We start from the raw sequence: 17028 nt of genomic DNA, 5'->3' as shown, positions 1-17028 counted from the left end.
CTATGTTCTACACAAAAAAGGAACGAAGCGTCATCAAGCGATGCCTCGTTCCATTTGAATCGGGTCTACTGAATAGAGAACACTTCTTTTTTCAACAATTCTTCAGGTTTCTGACCGATGGGATCGCTGTGGAAATAATCACGGATGACTCCATCCTCCAGATAGTTCGCAATAGATACCATAATCATGCCTTGATCCAAGGCCAGATAAGCTTTGGCGATTTCTTTGGTCTCCAGATTGATAGAGTCGTATAAACCATATTTACCCATCATGTTTAACTTTTTCAATGTTTTGATGTTTTTGCGTGCCTCTTCAGGCGCATAGTCCAAGGCAAGGAATGTTGCATGCGCAGTTACCGTTGCTCCGTCTTTGTAACCTGAGATGCCAAGCGGTGTCGCTGCAAACTCACTATATCCGGTAGCTGTTGCCGATGGCGAGAATCCCCAGGCAGCATACCCTTTTTCTTTGGCATATTCGATTTGCAGATCGACATGACGTTTATTGTTTAGACCTAACGCCTGAGTACCCAAGTCTTTTTCCTTGATCACCAGACCTGGCATAAGCCCTTCAAACATACTGCCTCCCCAGCTAGGAACGAATTTTTTACCTTGATACTCATAACTTCCTTCGAAGACATCCACGCCATCATAATTCACCGTTATACCCTGTGGAATCTGAGACTGCCAGTCCCATTCAAGAGGCATGGTTCGATACATCTTCCACCAATGCTCTTTCGGTACGTCTCCTTTACCGATGGCAATATAACTACCAACACGAGGTTCCGTATAAAAGGAGCCATAATGATGCTCGGTCAGTGCGCCTTTGGCAACGTCATAACCACCGCGGAATTGGCCGACTTCCGGATCGTATAACGTTGTATAGTTCATCTGGTTAACGAGTGTGCTGGTTTGTGCATTCAATTCCTTATAGGCTTGTCCAACGACGATTAATCCTGCGGATAACCAGCCGTTATCTACTTGTGATATAAATTGCCCCCAATCTTTTTTAACGGAACCATCGTCCGTGTTATACCAGTTATAAAAGAGTCCGTTCCACTTATCCATCTTCTCCAGCGTGTTTAACGTTATTTTCAAGCGGGATACGGCTTCTTTCTTCGAAACCAGGCCCATTTGTTCGGCAGAAACGGTACTCATCATGTACATCGCAATGTTTGTCGGTGAGGTACGCTTGGCTTCTTCCGTTCCCGTTTCCTTCATTCGAACTTCATCATACGTCAACCCGGTTTGGGGATCGGTAAAATCTTTGAAGTACTTGTTCGTTTTTTTGGCAACCGCTTTCAATTCGGGTTTGAAGCCTGGCGGCTTGCCTGAATCATGTGCAGATACGACAGGAGTGAAAGCTGTACTGGCAAACAGACAAAAAGTTAAAATGAATCCTAACCTTTTTACAATATTCATCTCTTTTCTCCCTTCAAAATAAATTCGAAACGTTTCGCATTTATGATATCATGAATGTCCATATTTGGTAAATAACAAAATGAAAGCCCTTACTTTTTAAAGTTTATTTTAGGTTTCTATTTTATTTTTCAATTCGAAACGTTTCATATAAAACATGAATTCTTAGCGCATACAGTTTCTCTCCTGCGTAACAGCTATACTTCGATCCGATTTTCGGATCAGCAAAATCTAAAAAAGCCGCTATCGTTAGCGGCTTCCATTTCACAAAATAACAGGCTTCATTCGCCCATCCGTTCCAAACTCAATCGGGTCAATACACACTTCCCGGTGGTACCCTTTCCCCTCGGAGAAACGGGATAACGGAGTGACAAAACGATGGTAAGCCACATGGTACTGGTCCGTTTCAGAATCACGGAATATACAGTGATGGCCAGTTCCGAGCATGTCTTTTTCTACATTTTTGCTTAAAACAGGGTAGTGATAGGTAACCGGGCCATAGAGGCTTTGCGACGTGCCGTAATTGACATGGTAGTCCTCACTTCCCGTATCATCACAAGACCATGTGAAATGGTACAGGCCCTCCCTCTTTAACACGGTTACGGCCTCCCTGAAATCATGCAATCCTGCAAGGTTACGCATTGTTTCTTCAACAACAGTGATCATGTCGTCACCAAGCTCAACTATAGCAGCATCTCCGTTGCCAAACAACAGATACATCTTGCCATCCTGCTCTGCGTAGATTGAAGGATCGATAGCCTGCCCCATCGTGATCTTAAGACGTCTTAATTGATCCATTGTAATCAGAGGCTGAGGCTCCGCCCGGAATGGACCTGCTGGGGAATCGGCTATAGCGACACCGATAGCACTTTCCTGATTAGGCATTTTACCGCAGAAATAATAGTAATATTTGTTGTTGCGGCTGGCAATCGCTGGTGCCCATGCATTTCCGATGGCCCAAGGCACATCATCCGTTGCCAGATCAAGAATGATTCCTTCATCTTGCCAATATTGCAGATCGCTGGAGGAAAACACCTTGAACTGCGTACCTGACCACCCGTCGAAGCCATCACTAGTTGGATACATATAGTAGCGGTCGCCAAACTTCGCCACATCAGGGTCAGCATATTGACCAGCCAGTACCTGGTGACCGTCTCCATAAGCGGCCAGCAGTCGATTACCTTCTTCCGCGGTGATTGGCAGAATGCCGCCGTGCCGCTTTTGGGTTTTTCCCATATCAAACTCATCATCTGAAGCTATTCGGAAGTTTCCGCTATCCAAATCCGTCGTTAACAGCGGTAGATAACCTTTTCCCTCGGCGAAACGATCAACAATCAGACACCACTCATTCCGGTCGTTGAATTTAAAAATCTGCGGCCCTTCTACTCCCATCAGCGCTTCCAGCACAGGCGCATGCAGCGGAGTGAATGCATCCTTATCCAGTGAGTGCCCTTTTTCAACACGAATATTCTTGGTTGTTTCATCTTTGGAGTAACGGTAATAGGAACCGGAAGAAGCTAGAATCGTTGTATCGATGATATGATTATCCCGTTCGATATACTTTTCCGATGGAGTGAATGTGCGGAAGTCTTTGGTGCGTGCGCTGTAAATTTTCTGTTTACGTTCAGATTCATCTGCATCTTGTGTGGCCGAGGCCCAGAAGACAAGAAACTCATCAGCTGCTTCATCATAGACGGCTTCAGGTGCCCACACACAGCCTGCACCCGGAGTACCAACTGTAACTGCCCATGGAGAAGACCAATCGACAAGATTACCGGACTCCCAAATGATGATATCACGACTTCCCTCGTTTACAGCAGAACCCCAGCCTTTGCCGTTTGCGATTCGCAGATCGGTTGCAATCAGATAAAACTTGTCCTCCTTACCGGAGCGAATAAGAAACGGGTCGCGTACGCCCTGTTCCCCCAGATTGGAGCGCAATACGGGCTTACCCCCGTTCAAATCCTTCCAGTGAAGGCCATCCTCGCTATATGAAAAATAAACCTGCTCCCCATCGGGCTGTTCACCGATAAAATGCACAAAAAGATATCCAGCGTAATTGGTATTTGTATTCAACAAGTTTGGTAGCCTCCTAAGTATGTATACTGAATTTGATTCAAAAGAAAGCGCTTAACCTAGTATATATCATACTTCAAATCGCTGTTTAGGTGTAGGGAAACTTCCTGCTTTTCCTCATTTACCGTTGTAGTCTCTCCAATTCCAATGGTATAACTGTATCGTTGAGCAAAAGATGAAACGGAGGCCCCCTTATGATCCAATCCATTATACATATCGCCTTGGTCGTTAACGATTATGATGAAGCGATCGAATTTTATACTCAAAAATTGAACTTCACGTTGCTTGAAGACACCTATCAACCTGAGCAGGATAAAAGATGGGTGGTGGTCGCCCCTCCTGGTTCGATTGGTACAACCATATTACTCGCTAGAGCATCAAAACCGGAACAAGAGCCTTTTATCGGTAACCAGACTGGTGGGCGTGTTTTTCTGTTCCTGAATACAGACGACTTCTGGAGAGACTACAATGACATGGTGTCCAAAGGAATTGAGTTTGTAAGAGAGCCTAAGCAACAAGACTATGGTATCGTAGCTGTATTTAAAGACCTTTATGGAAACCTGTGGGATTTGTTGCAAATGAATGAAGATCACCCCATCTCCAGACGTATGAAGTAGTGTTCAACTACAAGTAGAGATAACTTTATTCAGAATGTTTATCTTAAGCGAAAAATGAAAGTAGCCCCTTACTTCCGAGGGGCTACTTTCATTTTCAGACCATTAGATTAGTTTAGATCAAATAGCAATGCTGTAGAGTGTCTGCTTATAAATCTTTGGTTCAACTTACATTTTATTTCGATTGCTGCTTCTTTAAATTCTTCCCTTCTCCTCCTGCGCCATGGAACGAATGTAGAACGCCCCAAGTACAGAACAGAGCAAGAAAGAGAAAAATGCAATCGCTGCGGCCTGTTCGCGCTCCTGAAATACACTGAACACCTGTTGCATAGATACGCCGAGCATTTGGGGAGAGTTGGCTCCGATCAGAAACGGCGCGGTGAACGAACCGATCACGCCCATAAAGACAAAGGTGATTGCAACAAGAAACGTTTTATAGGACAGCGGGAAAATAAACCGGGTAAACAGTGTCAACCTGCCTACACCTATGTCCTTTGCACTTTCGATCACCGATGACGGGATGCCCGACAGTGCTGAACTGAGCAGCATCGTTGTAAACGGTATGTTGAACCAGAGGTTCGCAATAATAATTCCTTTTTCATCAAAAATGATGCGTGGTAACGTTACCCCCACTACTTCCAGCATACGTGACAGCCAGCCATGGTTTCCAAGCAGATTAATCAGTCCATAGGTTGCGATGACCCCCGGGATAAAAAGCGGAATCATGTACGTTTTACGAATCAGATTCACAATCGGACCTTGATTGAAACGCATGTAGATCGCCAGACTATAACTGATAAGCATAACGACGATGCAGGTTATCACTGTGATTCGCAGCGTAAAAACGATATTGTCACGCATGCCTTTATCGGTAAACAAATACATGTACCTGCTCAGATCATAACCACCTGAGTCGTTGCTCAGACTCATGATAAATGATTGAATAATGGGAATGATGACCACAATCAGCAGGATTGCGAAGGAGGGGAGTACCATCGCTATGCCTGTAATTGACTGCCTGAGTTCCTTACTCATTGGGCCGCAACGTCACTCTGCCAGCGTTTATTAATCTCTGTGCCCAGATCCCCGATGTTGAATGTGCGGAAGCCCTCAGCTACTCCGTCAAATTTGCTTTGAACTTCACTAGACATGTTAGAAAGTTCGATTCCAGGGAATCCATTCATTTTGTTTACAATCACTTCTTGTGCTTCTGGAGAAAGAACAAAATCCAGGAAAGTGTTGATCGCTGCTTTTTTGTCCGACGCTTCATTCACCATCAGGTATGTTGGCCCACCGTTAAATCCTGGCGTAATCTGTTGCATTTTGATTGTATCCGGCAGTAATCCTTCGTTTAATTGTTGCAGTACCATATCTGACCAAGCTGGAATCACGGATACTTCTCCATTCATGAGCAAGTCCAGAGTACCCTGATTTTTCTTTGGATAGATGCCCTTGCCGTATACAAATGGTCCAATTTCTTTAAGGGTATTAAAACCGGCGCTCCACTTCGCCATAACCGCTGGATCGGAGTTGTGAATGTCTTCTTCCGGCAGGTCTTTGTACACGATCGTTTGCACAAAAGAGCTTCCCGAACCGCCAGTTGAAGGGTCATTGTAGGCAAATTGCTCAGGGTTTGCTTTGATCCATGTCAAGAGTTCATCCAGTGTTTTGGGCGGATTGCTAACTTTACTGCTGTCATAAGCTAGCACCACCGCGGATGAACGATAGGGAATCGCATAATTGTTAACATCCTTCATCGTGTTTGCATTAACTTTGCTCAGATTAGGAATTTCCTTTGTATCCAATTGTGCCCATACGCCATCTTTCATCCCTTGAGAAACAGTGACGATGCTATCCTCATACAGATCGATATCTCCTGATCCTTTGCCTGCCTTCTTGGCAGCGACGATCCGGTCATATGTCGGCTCTGCTCCGGTTCCTGATGGAATGTAGACCATTTTCACGTCAATATCCGGGTGCTCTTTTTCAAACATTGGTTCGAGGGAATCCCACAGATCCTTAACATTTTGTGAGCCTGTAAAGTAGAAGTTAAAGGAAACGGGTTTGCTTGATGCCGTTGCACTGCTCTCACTTGAGGATGTCTTCGCATCACTTGCACTGTCACAACCAGCTAACAGGGACATCGATAATCCAACAACTGTCAACAATGATAAAAAGGGCTTTTTCTTCAACATATTTTTCATCCTCCTCAGTATGATTCCTCATGTGGATATGCAATCATTTTGCTGACCGAAACGTGAACGTCCTTACCTGTATGAAGCTGCTCTACTCGATCCTTGTTCAGAAAAGCACGGATGACACCTAACTGGGCCAGATCAACGGTAACTTCTGCATAATGTCCCAGGATCATGACTTGTTTGATCTTACCTGCCAAGGACGGCTGATCCCCTGCGATTAATTGCAATTGCACGTCTTCTGGACGAACGGCTGCGATCACCTGTCCATCCAGTTTTTTTTCATTCGGAAGATGGATATCTCCAATTTGAATGCTCGCCTGTGTTGCCACCCCTCTCAGGAAATTCATTTTGCCGATAAAGCTGGCAACATATAATGAAGCAGGCTCATCATAAATTCGTTGAGGCTCTGCGATTTGTTCGATACGCCCATGATTCATAACGATGATGCGGTCGGATAAGGACAAGGCCTCTTCCTGATCATGCGTGACAAATACCATCGTGAGTCCGGTTTTCATCTGAATCTCACGCAATTCTTCACGCATCTCATGCCTCAGTTTGGCATCCAATGCTGAGAATGGCTCGTCCAGTAAGAGTACCGCCGGATTAAGCAGCAAGGATCGTGCAAGAGCAACCCGTTGCTGTTGTCCCCCGGACAGCTCGGCCGGATACTTTTTGTCAAAGCCTGATAACCGAACCAGTTTGAGCGCATCCTCTACAGCGGATTGAATCTCGGCCTTGGATTTTTTACGAATCTTCAGACCGAACGCCAGATTGTCGTATACCGACATATGAGACCATAGATTATAGCTTTGGAACACCATGGAAGTTGGCCTTTTCTCAGGCGGCAGTAATATTACACTTTGCCCTTCGATCAGAATGTCGCCAGAGTCCGGTTCGAGAAATCCTCCGATGCTTCGCAGCACGGTTGTTTTACCACAGCCTGAAGGACCCAGCAGCGTAACCAGCTCTCCCTTTTGAATATCGATGTTGATCCCACTGACCCCATCACCGGTTTTATAACGTTTGGATAACGCGCGTACAGACAACTGCATCTTACTAACTGCCTCCCTTTTGCCCCGGTATCGTGACCGAAACGTTGTTATTTCATCTGAAAACCACTTGCCAGTACATCCGCGCTCACGAGTCGCTGGGCTGCCACGAGCAGAATAATGGTTGGTAGCGTCAAAATGATCGAGAATACGGCTCCAGCGCTGCTTGGGAAATCGGAAATGATTGAATACATCACAACAGGCATCGTTTTATAATCGGGGATTCCGACCAGGAATGTTCCCTGCGCTTCATCCAGTGAATTGAGAAAGGTGAAGATAGATGCAACCATGATGCCAGGCATCGCCATAGGCAGTGTGATGCTGCGGAACACTTTGAAGGGGCTCGCTCCAACATCTCGCGCGGACTCTTCCTGTGCCCGATGTACATTACGGAAGGCCGAGGTTGGAATCCAGGTCATGAACATCAGTACGTTGATCATATGGATCAGCACAACACCAAGCAGGGTATTCATCAGACCAAGCTGATAGAAAAGCACAGCGATGGATACGTATAACCCCATTTTGGGAAAGGCATGGGTCAGAAGGAACGAAAACAGAAACATACGCTTAAGCGGAAATTGCAGTCTGGCAAAAGCATATGCAGCCGGAATACAGATCACGATGGACAGCAAGGTTACGAGTGTCGCAATCAAGAAGGATAAGGAGATCGACGAGACAATATCATCCTTAGCCAGTACAAATTTCCACCATTTGAACCCCCAGATCTGAGGTAGAATGTCCGGGTAATTCCATTTTTCAGAAAATGCAAGTACCAGCAGATTAACCAGAGGCCCTGCAAAGAAAATGGCGAATAGAGTTAGTAACACGAATTCAATGATTCTCCTTGGTCCAACATGTTTCCAATACCACAACATCGCTATTCCTCCTTTCTTTTCGTTGATTGACGAATCAGTACGTGGCTTTCATACTCGGTCAAACGCGGTACATTCTCTTCCCCACGAATCAGGCGATCCAGAAGGGATACCGCATCCCGTCCAATGCCTGTAGCATCCACGCTGACGGTTGTAAGTGAAGGGTGAACCATTATCGATAACCCTGTGTTATCGTAACCCATAATTGCTGCATCTTCCGGAATTCGCATGCCACGATCTAACATGACCTTCATCGCTCCGAGTGCCAGCATATCGTTTGTACTGAAAAGAGCACTGTATTGTCCTTCGCGGAATGTTTGATAGTGTTCTTCCATCAACTGGTACCCGGATTCAAAACTCGATTCCGAGGATTGCACAATACAAACCTGTCCTTCAGATACGGATAAACCTACCCTTTGCAAACGTTGGCAAAAACCTTTCAGCCGTAACGAGTGGCTTCGATGTTCGCCTGGTCCTGCAATGATGAAGAAACGGCGGTGTCCACATGCAACCAGATGTTCTGCTGCACGTTCACCTCCTGCCTCGTCGTTGCTAACGAGATGTACAACCTCGGGATCTTCGGTAGATCCGTTAACCATGAGATATGGTATATTGAATTTTTTGACGTAATCGATTACGTTCTTCTGTAGTCTGCTCACCAGAATAAGTCCATCCACACGCTGCTCCAGCATATAGTCGGTAGAGCGTAACGACATTTCCCGATCTGTCTTCAAAAAGATTGAGTAACCCAGCGCTTCGGCGGCCATGAGAATCTCATCAATGATTCGCCCATATAGTGTGTGGGATACAATCGGTAGCCTGTCCCGAAATACGATGACACCGATGTTATACGTGCGTTTGGAAACCATGGCTCTTGCTACCGCGCTAGGTTTGTAGCGGAGCTGATCGACAGCCTGAAGTACACGCTCTCGTACATCCGGACTTGCGTACCCGTTTCCAGAGATTACACGCGATGCTGTCGATTTGGACACACCCGCCAGCTCTGCGAGTTCACGCAGACTATAGTTTAGCTTTTGATTCAACCTGCTTCTCCTCCGCTCGTTTCATCTCTTCACGCACAGTCGTCAGTTTCAGCGGATTACGCGTTGTGATCGAATCGACACCCCAGCTTGCTAGCGTACGCATATCCTCTATGTCCATGACCGTCCATACATAGACATCAAGACCGTTTGACTTCACAATATCTATAAGTTGCTCTCTCACAACCTGAAAGGGCAGGTTCAGTCCAAAGCAGTCAGCATATTTGGCCTCTTCGCACATCTGAATAATCGCATTCGTATAGTTGAGACGTTCGAGATGTTGAAGGTTTACATTCAGCAACCGGCGAATTTCAGGTGTATACTTGCCAGCTTTCAAAGCAGTGTCGTAGGAACAGCCACTTAGAAATACGTGTTCTTTCATGTTCATCTGCTCAATCAGGGCAGATACGGGCTCTAATGCACGATCCGTTTTGATATCCAAGTTCATGAGTTTACCTGCCTTGCGAATATGCACTAGCATCTCCTGAAGGGTCGGGAATGGCGTTAGACTCATGGCATTTAACTCATTGAACGAGAGCTTTTCCAGAGTGCCTTGTCTTCCATCGCCGATTTCGATCTCATCATCATGTGCCAGTACTGGGATGCCATCCCGGGTTATCCGAATATCATCTTCGTAAATATCCACCCCGAGTGCTAAGGAAGCCCGCAATGATTCAAACGAGTGATCAGCATGCCCCATGCTTCCGGTATGCGCTGTAATCAGCGGAAAGCTACTCATAACGACTCCCCTTCTTCCTCCCAATAGATCGCGTTGGTAAACGCAATTCGTACATATGCACCTTGCATCGTACCCCAGCATTCGGCTCGAATCCATCTTCGAGGTGATGCTCCATCGTTTGTGGACAACGGCATCTCCAGTTCCAGAACATGCTCATTGTGTTGCATGACGACCTCTGCCCCTTCCTCTCCCAGATTGGAGTACAGCACTAACCTTAAAGACTGCTCAGGCAAAGACCATTTCCCGGCGCGTACAGAGAAATCCAAAGCGATATGCGCCAGCAACTGCTGTGTAGTATTTAGCGTCTCAGGAAGCGGTGCCGGAATCATAGAGCCAAGCGGGTACAAGGTTTCTCCAACGCTCAGTGTCAGTGTGAGTAATGGCCCCATCGTTACAGACACTCTTCCTTCACGCAAGGAGCGAATCAAGCGATCGGTGTGATGCGAAATCATGTTTGCCTCTTCCTCAATGCCAAGGTATGTGACTGAGATGGGGTCATTGGTCTTATCCTGTGAATGCCAATCTCGCCCTGATGTGGCCGCAATGCGACATCCTTCATTCAGTTTTTGTGTCCACAAATCAAAAGCCCTATGATTATCCGTTCGAATGGAAGGAAACGTACCGGACCACACTTCGATATAATCCACACTGGACCAGTCGGTAATCTCATATTCCCAGAAACAACCTGTACAAGCCGGACTTCCGATGCGGAATGGATGTGCAATTCCAGCAATACCGCCGTGTTGATGAACGGAAGCTATCCCTTTTTCAATATGTTCCCGACTCACATCACGCCAATCTGCAAATTCATGAAGTCCAATGGTCACCATATGACCGTAGAAAGTTGTCCATTCCATACCGGGGATGATGTCTATCTCATATTTTTGCTCTATCTCATCTTTGCCGATCAGGCCAGACATCGTGTTATGGTCCGTCAAAGCGATTGCATCGAACCCGAGATTAGCAGCACCTTTAACGAGTTCCTCCAAGGTTTGACTGCCATCACTATGCAACGTATGGGTATGCAGTTCACAAGCAAGCCATCTCATAGGTTGTCCTCCTCGGATGTCCAGATTTGCATCTGATACGTACACTCTTCTGTGACAATACAATGCACGCTCAATATGATCGTCCAGATCCCCGCAGGAAGTTCACCCGGCATCAGTCCGGGGGAAGCATCCATTTTACTTATGTAAAGTTCCTGAATCGGCTCATGGCGATGACATGCTCCTCTATATCGACTGGTATCATCCAGTGAGAGTGTAATCAGATTTTTTAACGGAAGGTGATGAGTTGCATTGGCAATGGCGTATTCCTGGTGTTCGGGTAAAATGTACAGATCGTAACTTTCCTTAAGCATCTCTATGGATCTATCCTGATCTTCAAGGCTTTTGGGTCCATATTGTAAACGCATGTGGAGCTTCGCACTTCCGGCTTCAACGGCAAATGGCATGCATATATGTGTCTTTGAATCATGGGGAGTGAGACTTCCTTGCAGATCCAGCACCTTCATTTGAATCACACCGCCCTTCAGCGTGTTATAAAAAATGAAATGATTGTTCAGTGTGGGACCGTTCCCACATCCACTTCTTATGTTAAGGTGAGATTATCAGCCCTGTTTCAGGCACATGTTAATATTCTGTAAAGCACAAAAAGGCCTATCTTCTATTAAAAGAAGTCAGGCCTTCTTCGTGTCGATCTCCCTCAATTGTTTTCGCATTGGCAGAGAAGATTTCTGTATTTTTCCAAATAATCATTTGTTTTATAAGGGTTCAGTAACATATCCCTACGCGTGCATTTATAAACTGGCGGTCGCCAAGTTGACGATAGGTGAACTCAGCGGTATCGCCAACGGTAATTTCTGTGCCGCCTTCAGGTAAAACGTCACGCTCTATTCTGTAGTTGCCGCGTACCTCCCCATCTGGCAAATACGTTGGGCATACAATCGTCCACTCCAGGGTGGATTCTTTAAGCAATGTGTACACTTGTTCATGTTCCTCGGCAGCCCTAGTTGATTTACGTCTCGATTCGCTCGACTGATATCGAAGTTTCCCAGGCTCGGTTCTGCTTTGCAGAATACCGGCTGTTCCTACAGTGATGATTCGTTGTATGTCCTCGTGAAACATGGCATTGATGAGTAACGGCATGCTTTGGGACAGTGTGGTTGTTCCATCCGTGTTCAGCGCGCTGATCACCGCATTCGTTCCTTCTATGGCACGCAAAAGATCATGGGATTCCAGCACATTACCTTGAACAATGGTTAAGCGATCATGTTTTGTGTCTATTTTATCTGGAGTGCGAACCAAAGCCGTTACTTGGTGACCGTCCTGAAGCGCATATTTAACGATATGGCTTCCGACGCGTCCAGTAGCTCCGAGCACTAAAATATGCATATTGTATGTAACCTCCTGATTTTGTTTGTGTGTTCATTGTGGGTTATACCGGCATTAGCCCGTAAAACAATAGAATAACAAAAAAAGCGTTATACGGGTACTTTAAGTACGCCGCATAACGCGGTTGCTTCAAGGTGTAATGATCTTTTTTCCGAACTCTTTGATCTTCTCGGCAATCTCCTTGGGATGGGAGCGATACAAGTAATGTCCCGCCTCCAGTAAAACCATTTCTCCCTGTTCAATGTTCGCCATCTGTTTCTCATGCTCTGTAACCCATTCTTTCACGACAGGGTGATTTTTCTGTACAAAGAAAAGAACCGGCAAATCTGAAGGCCAAGTAAGCTGTTTCGCCTCCTGGAAGTTGGAATACATGCTTACGGCCTCGTTTAATTGGGTGTTGTTATACATATTTTTTCGTATTAAAATGTTCAATTGCTCTCTGGTATCGTCGTCATAAGAAAGTCCTTCATACGGGTCATCAGTCAGCTTTAACTGCACACGGGCAAAACCAAGGTTACGGAACCATTTAATTGGTTCGATGTCGGATGCTTCAACCTTTTGCTCGCTAAGAGACGGAACACTATGGTCTAACCCAATGAACGCCTGTACCTCCTCTGCATATCGGTTCACATAGTCGAGACTGTAGAGACCTGAGATCGAATGCGCCATCAGCATATAACGTTTGATACCCAGACTTTGCAAGGCACTATGGATCTCCTGCGTGATATTAGCCGAACTACGTTCCTTGTCTGTCTGCTCGCTTAATCCGTAACCCAAAGGTTCAACAACTACGACCTTAAAATGAGGACTGAGTTCGGAGATAAGCGGCTTAAAATCAAGCGCAGGAGAAGCTGTTCCGAACCCAGGTAAGATAACTATCGTTTCTTTCCCTTCACCCTGCGTGAATACGTTCATTCGTTTTCCGTCGACAGATACCTGCTGCCCGTAGTGCTCCAGTCGCTTTTGTTCAGAATGACTGCTGACTTGGTTCACCGTGTATACCGTCGCGATGAAAAGCAAGATGACGATAAGTATAGAGACGATGACTTTTAGCAAAAGTTTAAGCACTCGCTTGGCTTTGGAATCATGGCTTGCTTTTGTTTTTTTTGAATCTGAATGATTTGGTTGAATCAACACTTCCAGCTCCTTTATGTCATGTTTCCTCCTGGGGTGGGTCTTGTTTTACTGCAAATCAAGTGTACTTAACTTCGATGTCCCTGGAATGAATGCAATATGAACGGACCATGAACGAACACTATAAACCTTCCTTCAAACCTTCTTCAATCTTCCTTCTACCTTATTTTAAATGTAAAAAAACACCTTCAGTCATGATATCCCTTAACGTAAGGGACTACCTGTTGCTGAAGGTGTGTATGTGATTATAATCGTTAAACTGTCGTTCGTCTCATGTGAGTTTTAAAATAATTTCTCCAGATAGTCAACCAGCTTCTGACGAAATTCAGTTTCCGAGCAACCCAAAATTCCTTTAAAATCCTGCGGCTCACGGATCAATTGATTCAAAGACTCTATACCGTACTTAGCTAGGACAAACTCGACAAATAGATAGGAGAATTGAAATCCTTTCTTGGTTTCAAAATCCCATGTATCATCGTCTAATTGAGCAAAAGTGGGGATCGAATTCGTACGAATGGCCTCTTTCGTCGAATTTTCAAGAAAATCCGGCGTCATCAGTTTTGCTTCGTATCCGCCGATTCCTTGTCTAATCCATTTGGGAGCTTTAGAATTAATCTCCTCAATCAGCCACATCGAGAACAAGTGAATCGTACCTTTAATAATAGACTCGTAGGTATGATCCGGTCCGGGATTAAGTGGTGATACGATCTTAAGAATATTTTCTTCATACGTACCCGTGAACCAATTAGGCGCATACTCTTCCCCCACAGCCCGATGAAACGTTGGCAGATCTGGATACATTTCAATGATGACTTTACGTTTGGGCTGGTAATTGTATTTGGTCGCAAGTCGTTCGACATTTCCGCTTAGCTCCGTAAAGAGATCGTGATTTGCTTTTTTGAGACGGTTGTCCGAATGTTTCGAACTTCCTTTGTTTTCTATAGAAATCAATTGTTCAATCGTCATGATGGCCATGTTCCCCCATTCTTTTAATTCATGCTTCAGCTTTCCAAGAGCGCGGTATAACCGGTTCTTCACTGCGCTCTCACGCATGCCAACCATACTCGCAATCTCGGGTAGCGTACAATCTGCGAAAAAACGTAACGCAATGATCTCCTGATTTTTCTCATCCAGCGTCTGGAGTGCCGCTCCTATGTCAATTCGAAAGTCAACATACTTTGTAAATTCAAGAATGATGGATTGGGATTCTAATTGTGTAAAATCAAGCGGTGTTTCCTTCTGACGTGACAATCTGCGATATTCATTTTTTAACGTATTCTGGGCAATCTTGAAAATCCATGTGAACATATGCGCGTTCCCTCTAAAACGATGCATGTTCTCCGATGCTTTCATAAATACCTGTTGGGTAAGGTCGTCTGCAACCGCGGCATTTAATTTCAATAAAAAGTAACTACGGATGCGGTCACGATATAATCCATAGATGTGTTCAAATCGGGTATTGTTGTCCTGTTCATCCGGATAAACAGGTGTGAAGTCTGTGTCATGAGCTCCTGACATGGTGCGAACCTCCTCTTGATTTACAATGAATTAGACACCGCAGCACAACGAATAGCCACAAGTAAGCTGAAAAAATATGTATACTTCCTATATTCTCACGATCTGCTCTAGAACCGCTTAACATCCATACCATGCAATAACGCTATTATTGTACTTCTCAATCCTTCCAGCAGGTCAAAAAAGTGCAACACAGTTCAAATAAGTGCAAGATCCATACACACTTTTTATCCCAATCGCCTGACTATCTTCCTCTAAAGTAAAAAATCGTACAGATTCTGGTCAATAACGTTTATATCCCCTCTTCTTATTCTCCATTACAATATCTTCAAGTACTACATTCCTAAATATGACTTGAACTTGAGGGGGAACGTGAATGAACCAGAAGATGAAGCTTCTAATCATGTCAGTGAGTATGTCTGCTCTGCTGATCACAGCTTGTAGTGACACGGGAAAAGGTAAAACACAGACCGACGCGGACGATGATGGCACAGGTGCAGTCACCATTCATACGGTCACATCGGAGTACAGTTCAGCGAAATATCCAAAGGGCGATGATATCACCAATAATGTCTGGACTCGCCGGTATAAAGAGAAGTTAAACATTAACGTCAAGACGGACTGGGTCAGTGATGAATATGAAACAAAACTCAATCTCGCGATTTCTTCCAATGAATTACCTGACGTTTTCCGGGTGAATCCTTCTCAGCTGCGCCAGTTGGTTGAGGCCGGTATGGTAATGGATTTGACTGAAGCCTTCGAACAGCATGCCTCGGAACGTCTGAAAGGTTATATGAAAGCGGATGCAGACAGCTACGAATCAGGCAAAAAAGACGGTAAGCTCTACGGTATACCGCAGATGCACTGGGGATTAATTGAACAGCCGGACTTTATCTGGATCCGGAACGACTGGAAAGAAGAACTTAAACTGCAAGATCCGAAATCCGTTGAAGATATCAAAAACATGGCACTCAAATTTATGGAAAAACACGGGGGATACGGCATCGCTGTGGATCAATCTCTGGACTACCTCAACCTGCTAGCTATTGCTTGGGACGCACATCCCGACATGTGGATTGAGGACAGCTCGGGAAAACTTACTTATGGCTCCATTCAACCCGAGATGAAAAACGCGCTTGCCGCGTGGGCGGAATGGTATAAATTAGGCATTATTGATCCGGAATTCGCGATTAAAGACTTCAACGCGATGAATGCCGACATCGTTGCCGGTAAAGTGGGCATCCAGCCTTACTATCAGTGGTGGGGATATAATCCGGGCGTAGATACCATTGCCAATCTGGGCAAAGATGCCATTTTTTATCCATATCTCATTCCAACCGTAGATGGTAAGGAAGCAAAACAGTCCATCTTTTTTGCCAACAACAATTACATTGTTATGAAAAAGGATGCCGCCAATCCGCAAGCAGTGATCGAAATCCTGAATGATTATGCCTACATCGTGGATGAAGGCAACGGCAAGGAAAAACCGGAGACACTGTCTGCCCTGCTCGACAATGATATTGCCCACGTGGTTGGCGCGTTCCGTGTACTTAATCCGAATTCGGACTACGAACAGTTTGAGGCTGTGTCCAAAGCTCTTGAAACGAAGGATACAAGCGGACTAACGACTTCAGGAATGTGGCAGAAATACAACAATAGCGTGGAGTTTATCAAAAATGCCACACCGGGAGCAACCGGGGACTATTTGCAACAGGGAGCTCCGAAAAATGCGTATGGTCTGGCCAAAAAAGTGCTTGATAGCAACAACTATATCAAAACCGCGCTATGGGGTGTTACGCCTGAAGCTCTCTCCAGTTACGGCACAACGCTGGATGACATTCTGACCGAAGGATTTACCAAAATCATTATGGGCAGTGAAAGCATCGATTACTTTGACGTGGTCGTACAGAACTGGCGAGCAGCTGGCGGAGACAATGCCATTGAAGCAGTCAACGAAGCTTATGGGAAATAAAGCATTTGCGG

15 protein-coding genes are annotated in these 17028 nt (G+C 45.3%); 2 read left to right on the top strand and 13 right to left on the bottom strand.

Features of this window, described 5'->3' with window-relative positions; genetic code table 11:
- Window positions 1–65: 65 nt before the first annotated feature.
- Both Q9R46_RS10100 and Q9R46_RS10095 read right to left on the bottom strand, forming a co-directional pair.
- A complete protein-coding gene (locus Q9R46_RS10100; RefSeq protein ID WP_311279921.1) occupies window positions 66–1418 on the bottom strand; it encodes a glucoamylase family protein in 1353 nt (450 codons plus the stop codon).
- A 261-nt stretch (window positions 1419–1679) separates the two neighbouring features.
- Window positions 1680–3494, bottom strand: a complete 1815-nt coding sequence (locus tag Q9R46_RS10095; protein WP_311279920.1) for a glycoside hydrolase family 43 protein — start codon at window positions 3492–3494, stop codon at window positions 1680–1682.
- A gap of 191 nt (window positions 3495–3685) precedes the next feature.
- On the opposite strand from Q9R46_RS10095, the gene Q9R46_RS10090 reads away from it, so the two are divergent.
- Window positions 3686–4108 (top strand): VOC family protein, encoded by a 423-nt coding sequence (locus Q9R46_RS10090; RefSeq protein WP_311279919.1) that lies wholly within the window; start codon window positions 3686–3688, stop codon window positions 4106–4108.
- Window positions 4109–4300: 192 nt separating this feature from the next.
- Here the strand turns inward: Q9R46_RS10090 and Q9R46_RS10085 are convergent, their stop codons facing one another.
- From Q9R46_RS10085 to Q9R46_RS10035, 11 genes are all read right to left on the bottom strand, one after another.
- Complete coding sequence (locus tag Q9R46_RS10085; RefSeq protein ID WP_311279918.1) at window positions 4301–5140, bottom strand: ABC transporter permease; 840 nt, start codon at window positions 5138–5140, stop codon at window positions 4301–4303.
- Window positions 5137–6300: an extracellular solute-binding protein gene (locus tag Q9R46_RS10080; RefSeq protein WP_311279917.1), complete on the bottom strand. Its 1164-nt coding sequence runs from the start codon at window positions 6298–6300 to the stop codon at window positions 5137–5139. Before Q9R46_RS10080 ends, Q9R46_RS10085 begins: the two co-directional genes overlap by 4 nt.
- Window positions 6301–6314: 14 nt before the next feature.
- Window positions 6315–7355 (bottom strand): ABC transporter ATP-binding protein, encoded by a 1041-nt coding sequence (locus tag Q9R46_RS10075; RefSeq protein WP_311279916.1) that lies wholly within the window; start codon window positions 7353–7355, stop codon window positions 6315–6317.
- Window positions 7356–7402: 47 nt separating this feature from the next.
- Window positions 7403–8227 carry an ABC transporter permease gene (locus Q9R46_RS10070; protein WP_311279915.1) on the bottom strand — a complete coding sequence of 275 codons (825 nt, stop codon included), beginning with the start codon at window positions 8225–8227 and terminating at the stop codon, window positions 7403–7405.
- A 2-nt stretch (window positions 8228–8229) separates the two neighbouring features.
- Complete coding sequence (locus Q9R46_RS10065; RefSeq protein WP_311279914.1) at window positions 8230–9267, bottom strand: LacI family DNA-binding transcriptional regulator; 1038 nt, start codon at window positions 9265–9267, stop codon at window positions 8230–8232.
- Window positions 9245–10003, bottom strand: a complete 759-nt coding sequence (locus Q9R46_RS10060; protein WP_311279913.1) for a glycerophosphodiester phosphodiesterase — start codon at window positions 10001–10003, stop codon at window positions 9245–9247. The genes Q9R46_RS10065 and Q9R46_RS10060 overlap by 23 nt, the downstream gene beginning before the upstream one ends.
- The gene (locus tag Q9R46_RS10055) at window positions 10000–11052 is read right to left on the bottom strand and encodes a CehA/McbA family metallohydrolase (RefSeq protein ID WP_311279912.1); all 1053 of its coding nucleotides are present in this window, start codon (window positions 11050–11052) and stop codon (window positions 10000–10002) included. Before Q9R46_RS10055 ends, Q9R46_RS10060 begins: the two co-directional genes overlap by 4 nt.
- Window positions 11049–11516, bottom strand: coding sequence for a hypothetical protein (locus tag Q9R46_RS10050; RefSeq protein ID WP_311280991.1), 468 nt, complete (start codon window positions 11514–11516; stop codon window positions 11049–11051). The genes Q9R46_RS10055 and Q9R46_RS10050 overlap by 4 nt, the downstream gene beginning before the upstream one ends.
- Window positions 11517–11775: 259 nt before the next feature.
- Window positions 11776–12396, bottom strand: coding sequence for an NAD(P)-dependent oxidoreductase (locus Q9R46_RS10045; RefSeq protein ID WP_311279911.1), 621 nt, complete (start codon window positions 12394–12396; stop codon window positions 11776–11778).
- Between the two features lie 129 nt (window positions 12397–12525).
- Window positions 12526–13533 carry an alpha/beta fold hydrolase gene (locus tag Q9R46_RS10040; protein ID WP_397386338.1) on the bottom strand — a complete coding sequence of 336 codons (1008 nt, stop codon included), beginning with the start codon at window positions 13531–13533 and terminating at the stop codon, window positions 12526–12528.
- A gap of 279 nt (window positions 13534–13812) precedes the next feature.
- Window positions 13813–15048: an RNA polymerase sigma factor gene (locus tag Q9R46_RS10035; protein ID WP_311279909.1), complete on the bottom strand. Its 1236-nt coding sequence runs from the start codon at window positions 15046–15048 to the stop codon at window positions 13813–13815.
- A 373-nt stretch (window positions 15049–15421) separates the two neighbouring features.
- Between Q9R46_RS10035 and Q9R46_RS10030 the strand changes: the two genes are divergently transcribed.
- The gene (locus tag Q9R46_RS10030) at window positions 15422–17017 is read left to right on the top strand and encodes a type 2 periplasmic-binding domain-containing protein (RefSeq protein WP_311279908.1); all 1596 of its coding nucleotides are present in this window, start codon (window positions 15422–15424) and stop codon (window positions 17015–17017) included.
- The last annotated feature ends 11 nt before the right edge of the window (window positions 17018–17028 follow it).

This window comes from Paenibacillus sp. RRE4 (assembly GCF_031844205.1).
Taxonomy (GTDB): Bacteria; Bacillota; Bacilli; order Paenibacillales; family Paenibacillaceae; genus Paenibacillus; species Paenibacillus xylanexedens_B.
This window is presented reverse-complemented; position numbering and strand designations above follow the sequence as displayed.

Coding starts and splice junctions, on each gene's coding strand:
- Q9R46_RS10030 (WP_311279908.1), top strand. CDS start 15,422: ATGAACCAGAAGATGAAGCTTCTAATCATGTCAGTGAGTATGTCTGCT.
- Q9R46_RS10090 (WP_311279919.1), top strand. CDS start 3,686: ATGATCCAATCCATTATACATATCGCCTTGGTCGTTAACGATTATGAT.
- Q9R46_RS10050 (WP_311280991.1), bottom strand. CDS start 11,516: ATGAAGGTGCTGGATCTGCAAGGAAGTCTCACTCCCCATGATTCAAAG.
- Q9R46_RS10085 (WP_311279918.1), bottom strand. CDS start 5,140: ATGAGTAAGGAACTCAGGCAGTCAATTACAGGCATAGCGATGGTACTC.
- Q9R46_RS10080 (WP_311279917.1), bottom strand. CDS start 6,300: ATGTTGAAGAAAAAGCCCTTTTTATCATTGTTGACAGTTGTTGGATTA.
- Q9R46_RS10060 (WP_311279913.1), bottom strand. CDS start 10,003: ATGAGTAGCTTTCCGCTGATTACAGCGCATACCGGAAGCATGGGGCAT.
- Q9R46_RS10070 (WP_311279915.1), bottom strand. CDS start 8,227: ATGTTGTGGTATTGGAAACATGTTGGACCAAGGAGAATCATTGAATTC.
- Q9R46_RS10100 (WP_311279921.1), bottom strand. CDS start 1,418: ATGAATATTGTAAAAAGGTTAGGATTCATTTTAACTTTTTGTCTGTTT.
- Q9R46_RS10055 (WP_311279912.1), bottom strand. CDS start 11,052: ATGAGATGGCTTGCTTGTGAACTGCATACCCATACGTTGCATAGTGAT.
- Q9R46_RS10075 (WP_311279916.1), bottom strand. CDS start 7,355: ATGCAGTTGTCTGTACGCGCGTTATCCAAACGTTATAAAACCGGTGAT.
- Q9R46_RS10035 (WP_311279909.1), bottom strand. CDS start 15,048: ATGTCAGGAGCTCATGACACAGACTTCACACCTGTTTATCCGGATGAA.
- Q9R46_RS10045 (WP_311279911.1), bottom strand. CDS start 12,396: ATGCATATTTTAGTGCTCGGAGCTACTGGACGCGTCGGAAGCCATATC.